Origin of the sequence: Pseudoalteromonas luteoviolacea (assembly GCF_018100925.1) — a bacterium.
GTDB classification, from domain to species: domain Bacteria; phylum Pseudomonadota; class Gammaproteobacteria; order Enterobacterales; family Alteromonadaceae; genus Pseudoalteromonas; species Pseudoalteromonas obscura.
This window is the reverse complement of the sequence record NZ_JAGJEH010000003.1, coordinates 385,513-402,801: the sequence shown is the minus strand read 5'-3', so window position 1 is coordinate 402,801 and position 17,289 is coordinate 385,513. Positions and strand designations below refer to the sequence as shown.

Here is a 17,289-nt window from a genome sequence, read left to right as displayed (position 1 = left end):
CTAAAGTTATTGGCCTTTAAACCCCTGACCGATTATTGCGTATTACTATAAAATGGCGATTGAATCTAATGTGTTGATCCTATGAACGGTGGTTTTTGTGCTGATGCTCAATGTTTTTGTCGTGGGTGTTTTTATTGTAAAAATTCAGTTTTCGCTTGGCGCTGAGAAATAAGAGCTGCTAATTCCTGATCACTGGGTTGATTGTCGATTAATCCTTCATGTGCAAGTAGCCATTGCTTTCTAAGTACGCCACCTGCATACCCAGTCATTTTGCCGTTAGCACCAATAACACGATGGCAAGGGACAATTAAAGTAATAGGATTTCGTCCATTTGCTCCGCCAACAGCGCGCACAGCTTTGGGGTTATTGAGATGCTCCGCGAGTTCAAGATAGGACATACTTTGGCCAAAGGGTATCGATGTCAGGGCTTGCCAGACTTGCTGTTGAAAAGGCGTACCTTGCCAATCTAAATCGAGATCGAATTGAGTCAATTGCTTAGCGAAATATGCTGACAATTGCTGTTTGCATTCTTTCAAGAGCGCACTACTTTTCACCTCTGTCGTTTGGTCTCCACAAAATATCAGTTGTCGGATCCCAAGATTTGATGCTTTAACTTCAATGAGTCCCAATGGGCTTTGAAAGTAATCGGTAAATAGGTTCATAATTGACTCCATAATTGAAAAGTGAGGTAGCTACGCCATGGTGAGAGTTGCGTTTCAAGGAACTTACGTTGTGTTTTGAGCGCTTTAATCACCCCTAAATCGGAAGCTAAGAAAATATCAGGATCACTTTGCCCACGCATTTTTGCATAGGCCACAGTCCAAGGACCAATCCCCTTTATATCGAGCCACTCGTCTGGTTGTTCAGCGGAGTCTGCAAGGCAACAGTACTCGGCAAATCGGCGTAATGTTTGCCTTCGCGCATTGGGCATTTTTAAAAATTCGAGGTCGCTGTCAGCAGTGGCCTCTGGAGTGGGGAAGTAATACCCGGTATCTTTTGGCTGACCAAGTGTGTGTACTAACTGAGCTACGAGGTTTTTTGCTGCTTGTACGGACACTTGTTGACCAAGAATAGCGCGTATACCTGCTTCAAATAAACTCCAGATACCAGGTAACCTTAATCCAGGTACTAACTTAAATTCATTTGGCAATGCACGCGTTAAATCATTTTCTATTTGCAAGAGATCCGCATCTAAATCTAATATCCGACGAATATTGTTCACGACAGGTTTCAGTGACTTGAGTTCGTCAATGTCAATTTCGACATTAAAGCAATGCTTTTCTGGGTTGTGCACCGCGGTAAATTTCCCCTGACTGCCGTGCCACTGAAATGTTCTACCGTAGCTTTGCGGTGTTGTCCACTCCAGTCCTTCAATCAATCTTTTCGCCAAAAACTGCTGCATATGTTGCCAATTGAAGGGGGGCCGATAGTACAGTTCAAGGACAATATTTGAATTTGCTTTCTTTTGTTGTTGTCGCATTTGAGTGGGTGTGAACTGCAATTGGCTTTTAAAGCAATCGTTAAATCGACGAATGCTATCAAAGCCACTTGCCAATGCGACTTCTGTTATAGGTAAACGGGTTTGATGGAGAAGTTTTTTGGCAAATAAACACTGTTGGTACAAGGCGTATTTCTTTGGGGATACACCGAGATATTGGTTGAATAGTTTACGTACATAGCGGTCACTGACACCAAGCCGACAGGCCAATTGGGGCAAGGTACCGTCTTGTAACGCCCCTTGATCAATGAGTGCAATCGCTCTGTCCAGTGTCGCACCAACCCCTTTCCAAGGTGCTGAGCCCGGAGCACTGTCGGGCCTGCAACGCAGGCATGGGCGAAACCCAGCCTGAGCCGCTGACAGCGCACTAACAAAATATTGTACATTTTCTTCTTTTGGCGGATGCACAGGGCAAGTTGTTCGGCAGTATATCCCTGTGGTTTTTACGGCAATAAAAAACTTGCCATCAAATCGGGGATCTCTTGAAAGCCGTGCTTTTTTGCATACTTCTACATCTAACATCAAACTTGTCCTTCTTGGTCTATGTGGGTAATTATACGCAACCGCGCGATGATTACTGGCCAGATCCGGAACTCATTGTTGAAATGTAAGACCTGTGATGTAACGTAATACCATGCGGCGCAGTTAATTTCGCCGCATGTGTTACTTCTGTTTAGCTGATGTTGGCTTTAATTTCATCAAAGCTTTGCTCTATGAGTAATTGGCCGTTTTTAAATACTGTTTTTAATAGGTTTTCTCTGCCACCTAAATCATTTTCACGGACTGTTCTGACGCCCTTCACTGGATCGTTAACTACAGCCAAACGCCCTTTTTTACTGCGCTTGCCATGATCTGTTACAGGGTCCTTAAAGACGTCATGCCAAAGGCCTTTTACTTTGACAGCGCTGGCTTTCATGGCAAATTGCATGGTATCACGATCAAGTTTTTGGAGTAGTGCTCCGCCCATGCCAAATGCGATATTTTCCGCACTTTGCTGTTTAGTTTTCATCGCGCTTAGAATCTCTTCGATTGCGTTTTCTGCGATACCATCTCCTTGAATAACTCGCACGCAATCAGGTAACACGCGGTACCCTTTGCTATTTGTGCGGTAGCCAAATTTGTCCATCAGTTTTTCTATTGTGGTGGTGACAACTTCAACAGGTTCACCACTATCTGGTCTAATAACCAATGTACCACCACTATTTTCAACTAGGCTTTTAAGCTCTTCGCCCCAAATGTGATCAATGGCGTGCCATAAGTCATAAGAGTCACTTACTACAGCAACCAGTTTCCCTGGGCCCGAAAACTGCTTTAGCATATTCTCATAAGCTGCTTTTTCACCACTTTTCCCCCACGCGGTGATCGTACTATGCTCAGCGGCAGGAATAGAAAATCCGGGCATTGTAGCTGCGTAATTGCGTCTCGCGGCCATAATTGCACTGAGAGTGTCAGTGCCCATAAAGTTGAGTAAATGCGCAGCACCACCAATTGCAGCAGCTTCTTCAGTCGTCGCACCACGTGCACCAAAATCGTGTAGTTTGAATTCAAGTCCATCGAGGGAGTCGGCAGTTTCTCCAAGGTATCGTTTAATGATGCACTTACAGTGGTACGAGACTGTAGCAACGGTCGTTGGGTACCAAATGGCACGTAGCAATGCGGTTTCAACATAACTGGTTAGCCAAGCACATTTGGGATCGGTATTGATAACTTGCACTAAAGCATTGCTAATTGGTACCACGGATCCTTCAGGTAGCGCTTGTATTTTTATGGGTAAAAAACCTTGGTGTGTATCGACGATATGACGCCAACCCGCTTCATTAAACGGGACACCATGCGCTTCTAAAATTTCTTTGGCTTCATCGACGTCTTGGTGTGTGAGTGGTGTAGTCAAATAACTTTTGATGAACATCTGCAAACCAAAAAACAGCGCTTTATCATATTGTCCCCCGCGAGGTTCGATATAACTTGATACCTGGCTGGTGCCTTCTGGGTATTGTCTGTAATGAGATGCTTTATAACTGTCCGCATTTAGGATGATGTTTGTCATGATGGAGTTCCTCCTATCTAAAATACTCAGTAGGGTCTATCCCTACTGGATTTGGCATTTACATGCCTGTTAATTCTTGAATAATAAAGTAGTGATCTTCGAATAATTTACATGGTTCAAGCTCTGCTAGTGGCACCCACATGGCATGCTTTGCATCGTCAGCGCCTTTGACCTTTGGCAGCGCATTATTTGGTGCCAAGTCAAAATAAAATGCATGGGTGATTGTACGCCCACGCGCCGAACGATGTGGATCGTCGAACACTCTTTGTTGCTTGATTGAACCTTTTAGCACTGGCGCAGGCACTTTTAATTTTGTCTCTTCTCTGAGTTCTCTCAAACAGGCATCAATGAGCTTTACACTGCCATCAATAAACCCGCCAGGTAGTGCCCATAGCCCTTTTCCTGGGCGAGCTTTACGTTCTATTAGAAGTACATGTCCGCTTTGAACCACAACCGCATCCACAGTAACAAAGGTGGGAGGGTATGGCGCGGTTTGCCACGCTTGGCGATATTTTTCGATGAACTCATGCTCGTTCCGGATCGCATGATAGTCAGCGGTGCACATAAATTTGTCTAACATACCGCGTACGTGAAGAGGCAATTTTTGCGCATCTTCTGAACTTAAAAAGTCTTCGCTTTGTGCTGAAAATAGGTGCTTTCTTAACGGCGTAGCAGAGATAGCTTGATAGTTTTCTACAGGTACAGACTGCCACTGTGGGAACATATTGAGATAATATGAAGACTGATCTTTACTATGACCGATCAGGCCAATAAGTGGTGTTTTATGCGGCACTCTATGCTGTGCAGTGACAATACCCTTAACCGTTGTCTGCACATTGCGCACCCAAGCGTCATCGTTGTAGACGGTATCCATTAGTGGTGCAGTGTGAACTCGGCTATTTTCTTCTGCGGAAAGTGTGCCACGTATCATTAGCTCTCTTTCTGAGCTGGTCCACGGGTTTCTAACGGTTCTTGGTTGGTGGGCTGAGCCACATAATATTATTACTTGTGAAGCGCGCTTTAAACCTTCTTTGACCACACGAAGATGACCTTGGTGAAAAGGTTGAAAACGGCCTATGAATACGAGGAAATCGTATTGTTGCTCGTTACATAATGTCATTGCAGCAAACCCCTTGCTGTTATTTAAAAGCGCTATGCAGGTCTATCCCGCTCACGATAATGTCACCAGATGAATCCCATCTGATGTACCTACAATGGCATATTGTTGGCTAAATATCAAACTTTAATATTGAGAAAGGAGTGTTCTTCGGATATGCCGAGTTTATGTTTAAAGTCATTTAATTGCGTTTGTATTTGCTCGTTACTGAGTTGTTCAGTGCTGTGCTTGGCCAAGGTATCACTCAAAAAAGTGACGACTTGTTTTAAGTTTACCTCTGCTGGCGGTTTCCCCTTATGTTGTCTATCAGGTTCAGGTACTCCGGCTAGCTCACCAACTGCTTTCGCATCAAAGCCAAGTTCAGCCATTTTTACAGACAATGCGTGCGAGGGTTTTATGCCCGCTTCACGGAAGCTATCTACAATGGTTATGGCATCATTTTCGGATAGTGTTTCGGCTTCAAATTGCTGCAAAATATCTGCGACTGTATCCGATTGCTGCTCAGACTGAGTGGAGCTAGCAGGTGTGAATTGCACGTTTTGCTGATTTGAATTGGGGAGTGGAGTGACCATAATGAGTGATCCCATGTAATATTGAAAAATATAGTTTGGATGCTAATTGCGCAAATAATGTGAAAGAGGGTTGGTGTATTTTGTTCGTGTGCAAACAGTGAAATTATTTAGAGTGAAGCAAATCAGTTGATATGTAGATTACGGGATAAAAAATGCTGTTTAGATAAAACTGGTGAGGCAATGTGTATGTGTAGGCCGGTTAGTGAGCGCTTAATCATCTCAATCTCATTTTGTCTGCGGGATATTTGTAGTGCGGCGGTGATCCATATAAATCCGCAAAGCCAAAAATACGGAGACACCCGCAATGGTAGCACAAAGTGCATGATGTAATATTAAGTGGCTGACAATAAAAGTTGGTATATCTTCGATGCCATCGATTAGCAATGCTTTTAAAAGCAACGCGATGTAGGCGCTCAGGTGGCCCCACAAGGCGATTTTAAATAAGCGCTTAAATTTCAACCTGTGTGACTTAGATATACCGAGTGATGTAAGTTTAATTACCAAGAGCGACAACGCTGCAATGACAATACTGATCCCACCTAGCCCTAACAGCGAAGATTTGACTAATACAATCACTAAAATAAACGGTAATAACATCTTTGAAAATTACATAATTTAAAGGTGTGCGATGCTACGACAGTACAGTCAAATTTGTCTATCTGAAATTCTCTGAGCAGTTGTCAATTTTTCTTTGTTATTCGTGTTGACTCAAGCAGTGGAAGGGTACATAGTAGACATTCTACTTTGCAGGATAATAAGAAATTACAATGAACAAGCTAACTAATACATTACTAAATCTATCGTGGCTCCCTGTCACGTGGCTTTGTGTGTAGCGGTTAAGCAACTTCTTCTAACCGCGACGATAAATGCGGTTAGCCCTTCAAAAAGCGTTTCTCCCATTTATCGTCCTTGTCATAAAGGATAAAAAGAAATGCCCGCGCAACTGTCTTATGCTTTTGTCGTATTAATTTGGTCTACTACACCGCTGGCAATTGTCTGGAGTAGTGCTTCTATGGCTCCCACTACCAGCGTACTATTAAGAATGCTGCTGGCTTTAGTGTTAGCTGCTGTGGTGGTGACTTTCAGTAAAATCAGAATGCAATGGACGAAAAAAGCATGGCTCCTTTACACTTATTCTGGTGGCGGGATCTTGGTCGGAATGATGTTTGCGTATTTAGCGTCCCTAACAGTACCCTCAGGGGTGATTTCTTTGGTATTTGGATTAGCGCCAATAATATCGGGCATTCTAGCGCAAAAGCTGCTGGGCGAGGAAAAGTTCACAGCAATCAAAAAGTGTGCGCTTGCTTTGGCTCTGCTTGGCATGGTATTGGTATGTTTTGCACAGTTGCAACAGTTAAACATCGAGCCAATTGGGCTGATATATGTTTTATGTGCAGTTGTTAACTTTAGTCTAAGTGGTGTGTTAGTTAAGCGTGTGAAAATAGCGATCCACCCTATGGCCACAACATATGGGTCTTTGCTTTTTGCCACCCCTGGTTTTGCAATAATTTGGCTCTTAGCAGGCGCGCCTTTTGAGGTGGAAAGCTGGAGCGAGAAATCAATGTGGTCCACTTTTTATCTCGGTATTTTTGGTTCTTTCTTTGGTTTTCTTGCTTACTTTCATATTTTGCAGCATATGAAAGCGAGTACGGTAGCATTAACTACTTTAATTACGCCGGGGTTTGCAATGACTTTAGGGGCACTGATTAACAACGAGGAGATCACGATGTTGTTATTGATAGGCGCCATTACCATTATTCTGAGTCTAGCGCTCTACCAATTTGGTGGGCAGTTAAACAATTGGCTTCGCTTTAAGGCCAAGCCAGCTGACTAAAAGTTAATTATGCGCGGTAAAACGGATGTGACCGTGCAGCCGCATTTGCAGTGCAATTTATTGGGCAAATGAATTGAAATTAAAACCATATATAAATAACAGGTTTAATTCATATCCTTTTTTGTGGTAAAAATAGTAACATCGGTGAAAATTATAATTATAAGTTTAGGGACAATGAAACTAGCATTCGACGACTTTCAGTTTGATATTCAAGCACTCACATTATCTAAAGACGGGCGAAAAATTTCGTTAAAAGAAAAACCAGCACAAATACTCGCGTTATTGATCACACAACCGGATAAAATCCACAGCAAAGTTGAAATCCTTGAAGAGGTTTGGCCTGGTCGAACCGTCACAGAACAAGTTGTATTTCAGAATATTGGTCACTTAAGAGCACTATTTGGTGATGAAGCGATCAAAACATTTTCAAAAAAAGGCTATCAGTGGCAATTACCTTGTGATCCTGTGGATGGTAAAGCACCCGCTGTGTCCGAGTCCTTGGCGCCAGATAGTGCACCGATTTCAGCGGATCCATCCGTAAATACCTTGGGTGAGGATTCTGCGCAAAATACCGCAAATGCCTCAGCGAAGTTACCTTGGCAGGTAATAGTCCCTGTACTGGTTGCAGCTGCCGCTATAACAGGATACTTCGCACTAACTTAAACTTGTACAAATGAAATAATTCCCGTGGTGTGAGTGTGTATTCAAGTGCAGCATGGTTGAAGGCATATCCAAATAATATGCCTTTGCAAGTTGGCAAGCAAAGCTAAGGTAGCTGCATTAAATCGCAAACAATAAATTGAATATTTGAACTCATGAAAAGAGTTATTGTCAAAATTTAAGCCTAATACCCCTCTTTTAGGGCATACTTGACCTGTTTTTATTGGCGCTTTTAGGTTAGCCTTCCGCGAGGCTATTTTGACCAAAAGGAGTATTGTTTGACTACGATAGCATATCATCACTCGACACAAATCATTTGTGTTGATAGTTTAACCACAACCTCTCACAGTATCGTGACAGATCAAGCACAGAAGTGCCAACGTGTGTACAATGGCTTTGTTTTTGCGTCTGGCAATTGCACAGAGATATATCATTTGCTGAGCAATTGGCAGAAAAACTGCTTTGAAGCGATCAGTTGCACTTTTTTCTTTATTAATAAGCAAGACCAAGTTTTTTACGGAGAAATACGTCATGGCAAACGGTTTTTAGAACCTTTGCAAGTGAATTGGGCCATAGGCTCTGGTGCTAATTGGGCGATTGCAGCGATGGATTTTGGTAAGAGCGCTTTAGAAGCTGTACAGTATGCGTGTAAAAGGGATAAGTCAACGGGCGGAAAAGTACATACTTTTAGTTTAAGTAATACGGCAAAGTGGTTGTCTCTTGGCGCCGCATTAAAAATACAAGCGTAAAAGGTTTGATTTGTTGGTGCAGAGCGTATCCATCTTTATAGGTTTTTTCATTTAAAATGAGTAGCTTGATATGACAACACTGTATATTACTGGCGCGGGGGTGAGTGCCGAGAGTGGTATTCCTACTTTTCGTGGCGAGGATGGATTTTGGTCAATCGGTAGTCGCAATTATACGCCGCAGCAAATGGCGACACGTGCGATGTATGAGCAAAACCCAGCTGAGTTTTTGAAGTGGTATTATCATAGGTTTGTGACTTATCGCCACCATGGACCAAATGCTGCGCACTATTGGTTGGCTGACAAGCTGCTAATTACTCAAAATATAGATGGTTTGGATGGTAAAGCAGGTAATGAACAATTTATTTCTATCCATGGACGAATTGATAAAGTCACTCCTTTTCATATTCAAGGGGAGGACGTAGAAGTAGATATGGCCCCTTGGGACGAGGTTGATGAAAACAATTTAACTATGTCACTGCTCGACTTATTCAAAATCTCTAGTAAAGGGCCTGAATTAAACGTTTCACTGAAACCTCTTGTTCTATTATTCGATGAGTTTTACACCGATTTGTACGGTATAGACCGTGCGCAAAAGCGGATGTGGGATGCCAGTAAAATGGTCTTTATGGGCACTTCTTTCAGTGTCAATATTACGCAAATGGCGCTTGATATTGCACGTCAAAAAGGAATACCTATAGAAGTGGTAGACCCCGTACCCACACATATTATGCATGCAAACGTTGAATATTTTGCGATGACGGCAAAAGAGTACATTGACCGTGACAAACGCTCCCCGCTATAAAGGCTTAGCGCAGCTCACTACCAAACGTTTAATACTTAGGCAGTGGCAAGGTGCAGATAAACCTATCTTTGCTCAAATGGGTGCAGATCCAGATGTGATGCGTTATTTCCCCAATCAGTTGGATAAACGCAGCAGTGATACACTGAGTGATAAAATTTCGAGCCTGATTGATGAGCGTGGTTATGGTTTTTGGGCAGTGGCATTACAAGATGGTGAGGCGCATCGGCTGGGCTACACGCAGCCTAGTCGGTTTATAGGCTTTGTTGGCTTACACTGGCAAACGACTATAAAGCCAGAACAGCCATTTATGGAAGTTGGGTGGCGTTTACATCGGGATTACTGGGGGCGGGGTTATGCTTTAGAAGCCGCATTAGCTGCGCTAAAATTTGCTTTTAATACCTTACATTTGGATCAAGTTTACGCGTTTACTGCGATACAAAATACGCCATCCCAGCAATTAATGAAACGCTTAGGCATGCATAATACTGGCCGTGATTTTGCTCACCCTGACTTACCCAGTGGACACGCTTTGCAAACGCACTGCTTGTACCGGATCTCCTGCGAAGAGTTCAGTGCACAATCATCAATGTAAGTGATATAACGTGCTGACGTCGATCTGATAGTAACTGGCGATAATCAGTAAAACTTGACTGTCTTGTGAAAGCGCAATGTTTCTTTTTACTAAGCTGGCTTTAACATGGCTTAAGTTTGCATTTTGAGGGACAAAGTTATCTGTTTGTTCGGCTTCGATTAAAGCAAATAGTGCCGTCAGTTCATGCTCGGGTAGCTTATGGTCCTCAAGGTTGTATATAAAGTAACATTCCAAAGGTGTTAAGCCGTGCTGGTTACGTATTCTCAGCGCTTTAGCGAGCGATTCGTTGCGCTCAAACAGCAGCAATGAGCGAATAAAGTTAAAGGGTGGGGGAGATTGCTCTTCGTTGGCAAATAATGCATGTAAAAACGTATTACCTTGATGATTTGTGTGTGTGAAGGCATCTGATGCTTGCAGTGCAGGCATAAAGAAATTGATCCTATCACTATTATTTAGGCCAGCAATAATCCCCGTGGGCAGTCCATGTGCAGCGATACATTGTGCGGCGATATTTTGGTAATTGGCATAACTACTTACTTGTGATTCACCGGTTTCAAAACAAAATTTGAGTTGCGCAGCTCGCCCAGTTTCATTTTGCTGGCGGTACGCAGACAATATTTTAGCTAAGTCTTTGCTTCGGATCGCTAGAATGAGCTCTGCAATGGCTTGTTCATTCGGATTGTTATTGTTTTGTTCCTGTGCCATTGACTTACCCTTATTAGATATCTGCTTTATATATATCATAAACTTACTCTTGGAGCCGTGCTATAGAAAATTCTCTCAAATTCAGTGATGCTTGAAATGTGAATGAAGCGACCTTATAGCATAGAAACAATGTAAGGATAGAGGGGCAAGCATGAATTGGGTCTATATGTGTGCGTTCATAGCTGGTGCAATTGTATTGCTCATATTGATGTATCGCATGGTTGTCTGGGCTAAAAAAATGCCCAAAGGCGCCTTTTTATTTATGGCACTCATGCCATTAATCGCATTATTTCCAATCCCACCGCCGCAGTTTAAAAATATTGCTCAGGCGAAACAAGAACAACGTAAAAAACAACGTTCGGAAGAAGATTAATAGCATCAGTGACAATAGTGTTTGCCAAGATGAATTAAAATTCAAAAACAGTAATTTATACAAAAAGAGGGACTAGTCATGTCTGGGGAAACAAATTTAGCGGTATTGCTCGCTAGTATGGAACCTTTACTGTCGGCAGAATTATATGTTTATGCGGTAGTGTCGGAGCAGCAGTTAACTAGCTTAACACTGAATAACATCTTTGGTCTGGTTCGTGAGCAAGAAGGCATCACAGTGATTACTAGTTTGGCGTATGCACAAGAACGGGGTTTAACCTATCAGGGAGATTATCGCTGCATAACTCTCAACGTGCACTCGAGTTTAGAGGCAGTAGGTTTAACCGCTGCTTTTGCAACGGCACTGGGAGAAGACAATATCAGTGCCAATGTTGTGGCTGGGTATTATCACGACCATATATTTGTTCAAAATAACTGTGCAGACAAAGCATTATGTTGCTTACAACAACTGTCTAAAAAACATCAAGCGTAAATATTTATAAAGCTAAAAAAGGCTGCCAGTGCAGCCTAACAAGTTGGGATGAGGGAGTGTTTAAATCAGTCCATAGTTAACACAATGCGGCCTTGGATATCATTGTCTTGCATTTGTGTGAACACCTGGTTGATATTGGCCAGAGGCTGCGTCGTCACGATGGCTCGTACCTTACCTGCGGCTGCAAATTCTAAGCATTCAATCAAATCTTGACGGGTTCCTACTATACTGCCTATGACACTAATACCCTTTAACACAGTGTCAAATATTGGTATCGGCAAGGCATCATTTGGCAAGCCCACTAAAACACATTTACCACCGCGTTTCACACTTTGATAAGCACTGTCAAAGGCTGCTTTGGATGTGGCTGTGCAAATAACAGCTTGCACGCCGCCGAATTGCGACTGGATATGCTGCGCTGGATCTAAAGTCTGATAGTCTATGCAGTGATCAGCGCCTAGCTCTTTGGCCAGTGCAAGTTTACTATCACCACTGTCTACCGCGATCACATTTAGGCCCATGGCTTTTGCGTACTGAATTGCAAGATGGCCAAGACCACCCACACCAACAATAGACACCCACTGTCCAGGCTTTGCCTCGCTCACTTTGAGCGCCTTATAGGTCGTGACCCCCGCGCAAAATAGAGGTGCAGTCTCTACGAAGCCTAAATTATCGGGAATTTTAACCACATAATTGGCATCGGCTAAGCAATACTCAGCGTAGCCGCCATCTACCGAGTAACCACTATTTTGTTGACTGGGGCACAGGTTCTCATCGCCTTGAAGGCAGTGTTCACAGTGACCACATGCAGAGTGAAGCCAAGGGATCCCGACCTTATCTCCGATAGATAAATGGACGACATTATCCGCTTTACTTACTATAGTGCCGACGCCCTCGTGACCAGGAATGAGTGGCATTTTCGGTTTTACTGGCCAGTCACCATGGCACGCATGTAGATCGGTGTGACACACACCACATGCTGCTATTTTCACTAAAACAGTACCGGGTTTCACATTAGGCTGTGCGACAGTCTCAACGCACAGCGGTGCTTTAAATTCATGGGCAACAGCTGCTTTCATTGTCAATCCTTGTTGTCGTGGAGGTTATTGATTGTGTTTAAAAGCCAGTGTAGCGGGTTATTTGCTGGTGCAATTGATCGGGCGCAATAAACCGCTGTATAATCGAATCTCAAACTAGCGGCACCCTTTTCTTAACCGCTCGTTCAATAATATTAATAATAGAGCCACCATGGCAGTATCACTGGATCATCAACTGAACAAAATCACATTGACTTCGTCATAGATTAAAGGCGTGATTTGTCATATGACAATATCATGTCTTCAGCATATGGATGCGCCAGTGAAATAGGGATAAAAATGAAAGATTTAACGCAAGGGCCTATTTATAAACACCTGATTTTTATGAGCATACCAATTATGATTGGTATGTTTGTACAAACCCTCTACTTTTTGGTTGATTTATATTTTATTGGTCAATTAGGTGATGTGGCGTTAGCTGGGGTGAGCAGTGCAGGGACTTTGTTTTTCTTTGTGATGGCATTGACTCAGGTGCTCAATGTCGGTGTGGGCACGTTGGTTTCTCATGCTGTCGGAAGAAAAGACCCGCAAAAAGCTAATCTTATATTTAACCAAGGCCTGTGTATAAGCATCTTTTGTATGCTCATACTGGCCATGGTCGGTGTGAGCGCTGGACCTGTATTTTTTTCCAATATGGCCCCGGATAAGGCAACATTTGAGGCTGGGATCAGTTACTTTTATTGGTTTTTGCCGACCCTGTTGCTGCAATTTCCAATGACAGTTATTGTTGCTGCGCTGCGTGGTGCGGGAGTGGTAAAGCAGCCTATGATGATCAGCATGCTCGCGGTCGTTATTAATATCGTGTTGTCTCCGATGCTTATTACTGGTTGGGGATTCGGTATTGAGATGGGCGTTGCGGGCGCAGCTTTGGCGAGTTCACTGGCTACCACGCTTGGATTGCTGGCATTGTGCTGGTATTTTCATTTTAAAGAAAGTTACTTGCACTTTTCTATCCGCAAATGCATGCCAAAAGTAGCTGAGATAAAAGGCATTATTGGACTTGGGTTGCCCGCAGGTGGAGAGTTTTTGTTGTCGTTTGCTTATATGTCGATCATCTATTGGGTGCTTAGAGAATTTGATGCCTCAGCACAAGCTGGTTTTGGCGTCGGTGTGCGTGTAATGCAAGCTTTGTTTTTACCTGTGATGGCGGTCGCGTTTGCAGCACCAGCTGTTGCTGGCCAAAACTTTGCGGCAGGAAATACGCACCGAGTTTATCAAACCTACCATCAGACCGCGTTGCTGACCTGTGGATGTATGCTGGTTTTAAACGTGATATGTTTGTTTTACGCAGAACATTTCTTGGCTCCATTTTCAAATGATCAGAGTGTAATTCTCGTAGCAACGATATTTTTAAGTTATGTATGCTTCAATTTTATACCTGCTGGATATGTATTTGCAGCATCAGGTATGTTCCAAGCTTTAGGGAATACTTGGCCTGCTTTGATAAGCACAGCAACCAGACTGGGGTTGTTTGCATTACCGGTGATTTGGTTATCAATGCAGCCAGGCTTTAATATGGAAGTGATTTGGGTATTTTCTGTGGCAACTGTGTATGTACAAGCTTTGGTGAGTTTTATTTTGCTAAGAAAAGAGTTACGTAAAAAGTTGTCTGGCATTTCGGCTCGAACAGAGGCAGACCTTGAAGGCGAATCGCAACAACCAAGCAATGCTTGATTGTTGCGCCGGTAGGTCTTATTGCGAAGTGTCGGCACTTCTTATTTGAAATACAAACTCACTGCCTTGACCTAGTCGGCTGTTGACTTTGATTTCGGACTTGATTAACTCAATCAGCCTTGCGGTAATGGCCAGCCCTAATCCTGCATGAGATTTCTTGCATCCTCGGGTATTACTTGCTTGATACCTCGCCTCGAAAATATAGGGCAATTCTTTGGGGCTGATCCCTACACCTGTATCTTGCACCGCAATGCTATATGATTTATCTGTGGCGCAAATAGAGATGCAAATATTGCCTTTGGCTGGCGTATGGCGCAACGCGTTTTCTATCAAGTTGCTGAGAATGCGTTCAAGTTTTGCGATATCTGAGTACACAGTAAAATCGCAATTGGCAGGGTACACGCTCAATGAAATATCCGCTTTTTGTGCTTTTAATGCAAACTTAGCCAATATGTCGTAGATCAGTTCCCCTAAATTAAACACTTCAAAGCTGACATTGGACTGTCCTGACTCTAAATGAGCGAGTTCAAATATTTGATCGATTAAACTTTTTAGTTGGTTGCAGTTTTTTAGCGCGATAGCGAGGTACTCCTGTTCGTTAATTCCTTTGGGCGGCTGCTTTTCAATAAGCTCTAAATAGCCTTGCAATGACGCAAGAGGGGTGCGCAAATCGTGCGACAGGTGAGCCAGTAATTTTCGGCGTTGCTCGTCAATGGCTGTTAATTGAGACATTTGCTGGTTAATCGTCTCTAGCATACTGTTGACGCTTTGGCCGACTAGGTGGATCTCATTGTGTTTTGACGGCCAATTAATTTTATCGACGGACTGAATGTCGAAGTCGTTTTGCTCTACCGTTTGAATAAATTGGCTAAGTCGTTTTAAAGGCCGAGTCATAGTACGAAATAGCAATAATAAAATCGCAAATAGAAATACTGCCATGGCAATTAACCAAGCCGTACTTTGCGCCAGTTGTTCAGAGCTTTTAATTTGCGCACTGATAGAGTCTGCAATAGAAGAGCCTATTATCACATAGAGGTAGCCCTGCAATGTGTCTCCGTTATACACAGGTGACACGGAGAATATTTTGTTTTGCTCTACTGAGCGAGGATCTTCTCCATAGACGGGCAGTTTATCTGGTTCATTGATCAGTTGAATAAGAGGTCTTAAATCAATCGATTGCCTTTTTACTTCACCGGGTTTTGCAGAGTAGGTGAGGAGTTTACCACTCGGATCTACAAAATAAAATTCAAATGCGGGCCCCAACACCATGAGAGTGTGAAATAAGTTTTCCAGCGCTTTGTAATCGTATACCCCCTGCTTGAGCAGTGGGTTGTCTTGCGCTAGATGCTCTGCCAATCCTAAATGCAACTGTTGCTCTGCTTGAGAGCGTGAAATAGAAGACAGGTTTTGTGTCCAAAATACAAACGCAGATGCGGTGAGCATAAATACGCCGGTGATGGTCAAAGCGAGCCTGTGATAAAGTGAAAAGGTCATAACCGTTCCTGCTGCAAAGGCTTGGAATTAAGCTTATATCCAACTCCCCAAACGGTTTCGATGATCGCTTGGTCAGTGAGCTTCTCAAGTTTGGTTCGAATACGATTTATGTGAGAGTTTACAGTATGTTCGTAACCTAAGTGATCATAGCCCCAGACTGATTCTAGTAACTGTGCGCGAGAGAAAACTTGATTTGGGTGTTTGGCAAAAAATAGCATTAGCTCAAATTCGGTCGCTGTTAGGTCTAATTGCTTCTGGTGCAATGATACCTCGTGACAGTGCGGGTCCACTTGTAAATCTCCGAGTGTGATAGGTACCGATTTACTAGAAGGTACGTCATTGCACTGTTGTGCTTCCAATAACTTGATATGCCTAAGTTGCGCTTTAATGCGGGCTTGAAACTCTCGATAACTACAGGGTTTACAGATGTAGTCATCTGCGCCCATTTCTAAGCCTATGACACGATCCATTTCGCTACTTTTAGAAGTCAGCATAACAACGCTGACTTTTGGATGTAGCGTTTTAATTTCGCGGCATAAAGTTAACCCATCGACTTGTGGCAGCATGATATCTAATAACACAATCGCGTAACTTTGATTAGATAGCTGAGACATAACACCTTCTCCGGTTGCAAGGTGATCAACTTCAAGGTCAAGTTCGTTCAAATGAACTTGAAGTAAACGAGCAATGTCTAAATCGTCTTCGACAATAAGCACACGTTGATGCATAGACTAACCTCCTGCTTGTATAAAATCACAAGCAAACTCGCCCCGACTACTCGAGTACCGGGGCGAGTAGGAGGCTACTTCATTCTCATTATGGTTACTGACATCAGTGGGTTGTCAAACTTGTGGGCACTTGTTAACACAGAGTTAGTAAGACCATCGTCTTGACCGACAACACCAGGGTGCATAGCAACCTTGTTCAGTGCTTCTCGTTCGGCATTAAACCCTTCACCACCATCGGCAGGTCCTGGTATTGTGCCACTGACCTCTGAATTAGCTTCAGTGCCAGCGTCATACGCATAGGTGACTAACGAAAGCTCTTCACCTACAGCCATAGAAGACACATCTAGGGCATTAAGACCGGTAAAACCGTCATTTGTATTCACCATCATGGTAAATAATGACAATTTTTGTTCATCAAGCGATGATTGGCTAAGCATTAACTCTGCTTTTGCTCCCGGTAGTAAAACCCCTTCTCCTGATACTTTACCTTGCACCACTCCTAAGGCTAGAAGGTCACTGTTGTCACCACTTTCTGCCATCTTCTCAAGTGCTTCACTGGCTGGTTGGCCAATTTCCCAAAGCTGCCCTTCTTTGTGTAGTACCACTCCAACAGGTGATAAAGGTTGGGCATAGGTCATATTTGTGACTGTTACTTTTAACATAGCCTCGCTAGGTTCTGGGTCCGGTGTTGGGTCCGGAGTCGGATCCGGTGTTGGATCAGGCGTTGGGTCTGGTGTTGGATCCGGAGTTGGTGCCGGTGCAGGTGTCTCTACAATAGGGGTAGGATCATCGTCATTATCGCTACACGCCACTAAAGTAAGGCAAGCAATAGGAATAAGTATGTTAGACAATTTCATA

General features: G+C 43.3%; 19 protein-coding genes. 8 read left to right on the top strand and 11 right to left on the bottom strand.

Going from position 1 to position 17,289, the window contains the following annotated elements; genetic code table 11:
* Positions 1–131: 131 nt before the first annotated feature.
* From J8M00_RS07800 to J8M00_RS07775, 6 genes are all read right to left on the bottom strand, one after another.
* Positions 132–662 (bottom strand): methylated-DNA--[protein]-cysteine S-methyltransferase, encoded by a 531-nt coding sequence (locus tag J8M00_RS07800; RefSeq protein WP_211009729.1) that lies wholly within the window; start codon positions 660–662, stop codon positions 132–134.
* The gene (locus J8M00_RS07795) at positions 659–2,020 is read right to left on the bottom strand and encodes an AlkA N-terminal domain-containing protein (protein WP_211009728.1); all 1,362 of its coding nucleotides are present in this window, start codon (positions 2,018–2,020) and stop codon (positions 659–661) included. The genes J8M00_RS07800 and J8M00_RS07795 overlap by 4 nt, the downstream gene beginning before the upstream one ends.
* A gap of 151 nt (positions 2,021–2,171) precedes the next feature.
* On the bottom strand, positions 2,172–3,545 hold the full coding sequence (locus J8M00_RS07790) for a nicotinate phosphoribosyltransferase (RefSeq protein ID WP_247687280.1): 1,374 nt from the start codon (positions 3,543–3,545) through the stop codon (positions 2,172–2,174).
* Positions 3,546–3,603: 58 nt separating this feature from the next.
* Complete coding sequence (locus J8M00_RS07785; RefSeq protein WP_211009727.1) at positions 3,604–4,665, bottom strand: bifunctional nicotinamide-nucleotide adenylyltransferase/Nudix hydroxylase; 1,062 nt, start codon at positions 4,663–4,665, stop codon at positions 3,604–3,606.
* Between the two features lie 116 nt (positions 4,666–4,781).
* A complete protein-coding gene (locus J8M00_RS07780) occupies positions 4,782–5,234 on the bottom strand; it encodes a hypothetical protein (RefSeq protein ID WP_211009726.1) in 453 nt (150 codons plus the stop codon).
* Between the two features lie 225 nt (positions 5,235–5,459).
* Positions 5,460–5,831, bottom strand: coding sequence for a hypothetical protein (locus J8M00_RS07775; protein ID WP_211009725.1), 372 nt, complete (start codon positions 5,829–5,831; stop codon positions 5,460–5,462).
* A 334-nt stretch (positions 5,832–6,165) separates the two neighbouring features.
* Between J8M00_RS07775 and J8M00_RS07770 the strand changes: the two genes are divergently transcribed.
* The 5 genes from J8M00_RS07770 to J8M00_RS07750 all read left to right on the top strand — a co-directional run bounded on the left by J8M00_RS07770 (position 6,166) and on the right by J8M00_RS07750 (position 9,871).
* Complete coding sequence (locus J8M00_RS07770) at positions 6,166–7,068, top strand: DMT family transporter (protein WP_211009724.1); 903 nt, start codon at positions 6,166–6,168, stop codon at positions 7,066–7,068.
* Between the two features lie 174 nt (positions 7,069–7,242).
* The gene (locus tag J8M00_RS07765) at positions 7,243–7,731 is read left to right on the top strand and encodes a winged helix-turn-helix domain-containing protein (protein ID WP_211009723.1); all 489 of its coding nucleotides are present in this window, start codon (positions 7,243–7,245) and stop codon (positions 7,729–7,731) included.
* 275 nt (positions 7,732–8,006) lie between these two features.
* Positions 8,007–8,477 (top strand): proteasome subunit alpha, encoded by a 471-nt coding sequence (locus J8M00_RS07760; protein ID WP_211009722.1) that lies wholly within the window; start codon positions 8,007–8,009, stop codon positions 8,475–8,477.
* 70 nt (positions 8,478–8,547) lie between these two features.
* Positions 8,548–9,279, top strand: a complete 732-nt coding sequence (locus J8M00_RS07755; RefSeq protein WP_211009721.1) for an SIR2 family NAD-dependent protein deacylase — start codon at positions 8,548–8,550, stop codon at positions 9,277–9,279.
* A complete protein-coding gene (locus J8M00_RS07750; protein WP_211009720.1) occupies positions 9,257–9,871 on the top strand; it encodes a GNAT family N-acetyltransferase in 615 nt (204 codons plus the stop codon). The genes J8M00_RS07755 and J8M00_RS07750 overlap by 23 nt, the downstream gene beginning before the upstream one ends.
* On the opposite strand, the gene J8M00_RS07745 is transcribed toward J8M00_RS07750, so the two are convergent.
* A complete protein-coding gene (locus J8M00_RS07745) occupies positions 9,863–10,576 on the bottom strand; it encodes a hypothetical protein (RefSeq protein WP_211009719.1) in 714 nt (237 codons plus the stop codon). The two genes, J8M00_RS07750 and J8M00_RS07745, sit on opposite strands and share 9 nt — an antisense overlap.
* Before the next feature lie 151 nt (positions 10,577–10,727).
* Here J8M00_RS07745 and J8M00_RS07740 point away from each other — a divergent pair, with 151 nt between their 5' ends.
* Together J8M00_RS07740 and J8M00_RS07735 are read left to right on the top strand one after the other, a co-directional pair.
* Positions 10,728–10,949 (top strand): hypothetical protein, encoded by a 222-nt coding sequence (locus J8M00_RS07740; protein ID WP_247687279.1) that lies wholly within the window; start codon positions 10,728–10,730, stop codon positions 10,947–10,949.
* Between the two features lie 78 nt (positions 10,950–11,027).
* Positions 11,028–11,438 carry an ACT domain-containing protein gene (locus tag J8M00_RS07735; protein ID WP_211009718.1) on the top strand — a complete coding sequence of 137 codons (411 nt, stop codon included), beginning with the start codon at positions 11,028–11,030 and terminating at the stop codon, positions 11,436–11,438.
* Between the two features lie 65 nt (positions 11,439–11,503).
* Here J8M00_RS07735 and adhP read toward each other — a convergent pair whose 3' ends face one another.
* Complete coding sequence (gene adhP, locus J8M00_RS07730) at positions 11,504–12,517, bottom strand: alcohol dehydrogenase AdhP (protein ID WP_211009717.1); 1,014 nt, start codon at positions 12,515–12,517, stop codon at positions 11,504–11,506.
* 297 nt (positions 12,518–12,814) lie between these two features.
* Here adhP and J8M00_RS07725 point away from each other — a divergent pair, with 297 nt between their 5' ends.
* Entirely contained in the window at positions 12,815–14,209 is a 1,395-nt protein-coding gene (locus J8M00_RS07725; protein WP_211009716.1) for an MATE family efflux transporter, read from the top strand.
* 18 nt (positions 14,210–14,227) lie between these two features.
* Here J8M00_RS07725 and J8M00_RS07720 read toward each other — a convergent pair whose 3' ends face one another.
* From J8M00_RS07720 to J8M00_RS07710, 3 genes are all read right to left on the bottom strand, one after another.
* Entirely contained in the window at positions 14,228–15,703 is a 1,476-nt protein-coding gene (locus J8M00_RS07720; protein ID WP_211009715.1) for a sensor histidine kinase, read from the bottom strand.
* Positions 15,700–16,431: a response regulator transcription factor gene (locus J8M00_RS07715; protein ID WP_211009714.1), complete on the bottom strand. Its 732-nt coding sequence runs from the start codon at positions 16,429–16,431 to the stop codon at positions 15,700–15,702. Before J8M00_RS07715 ends, J8M00_RS07720 begins: the two co-directional genes overlap by 4 nt.
* A gap of 74 nt (positions 16,432–16,505) precedes the next feature.
* Positions 16,506–17,288: a spondin domain-containing protein gene (locus J8M00_RS07710; protein WP_211009713.1), complete on the bottom strand. Its 783-nt coding sequence runs from the start codon at positions 17,286–17,288 to the stop codon at positions 16,506–16,508.
* Between the last annotated feature and the right edge of the window lies 1 nt (position 17,289).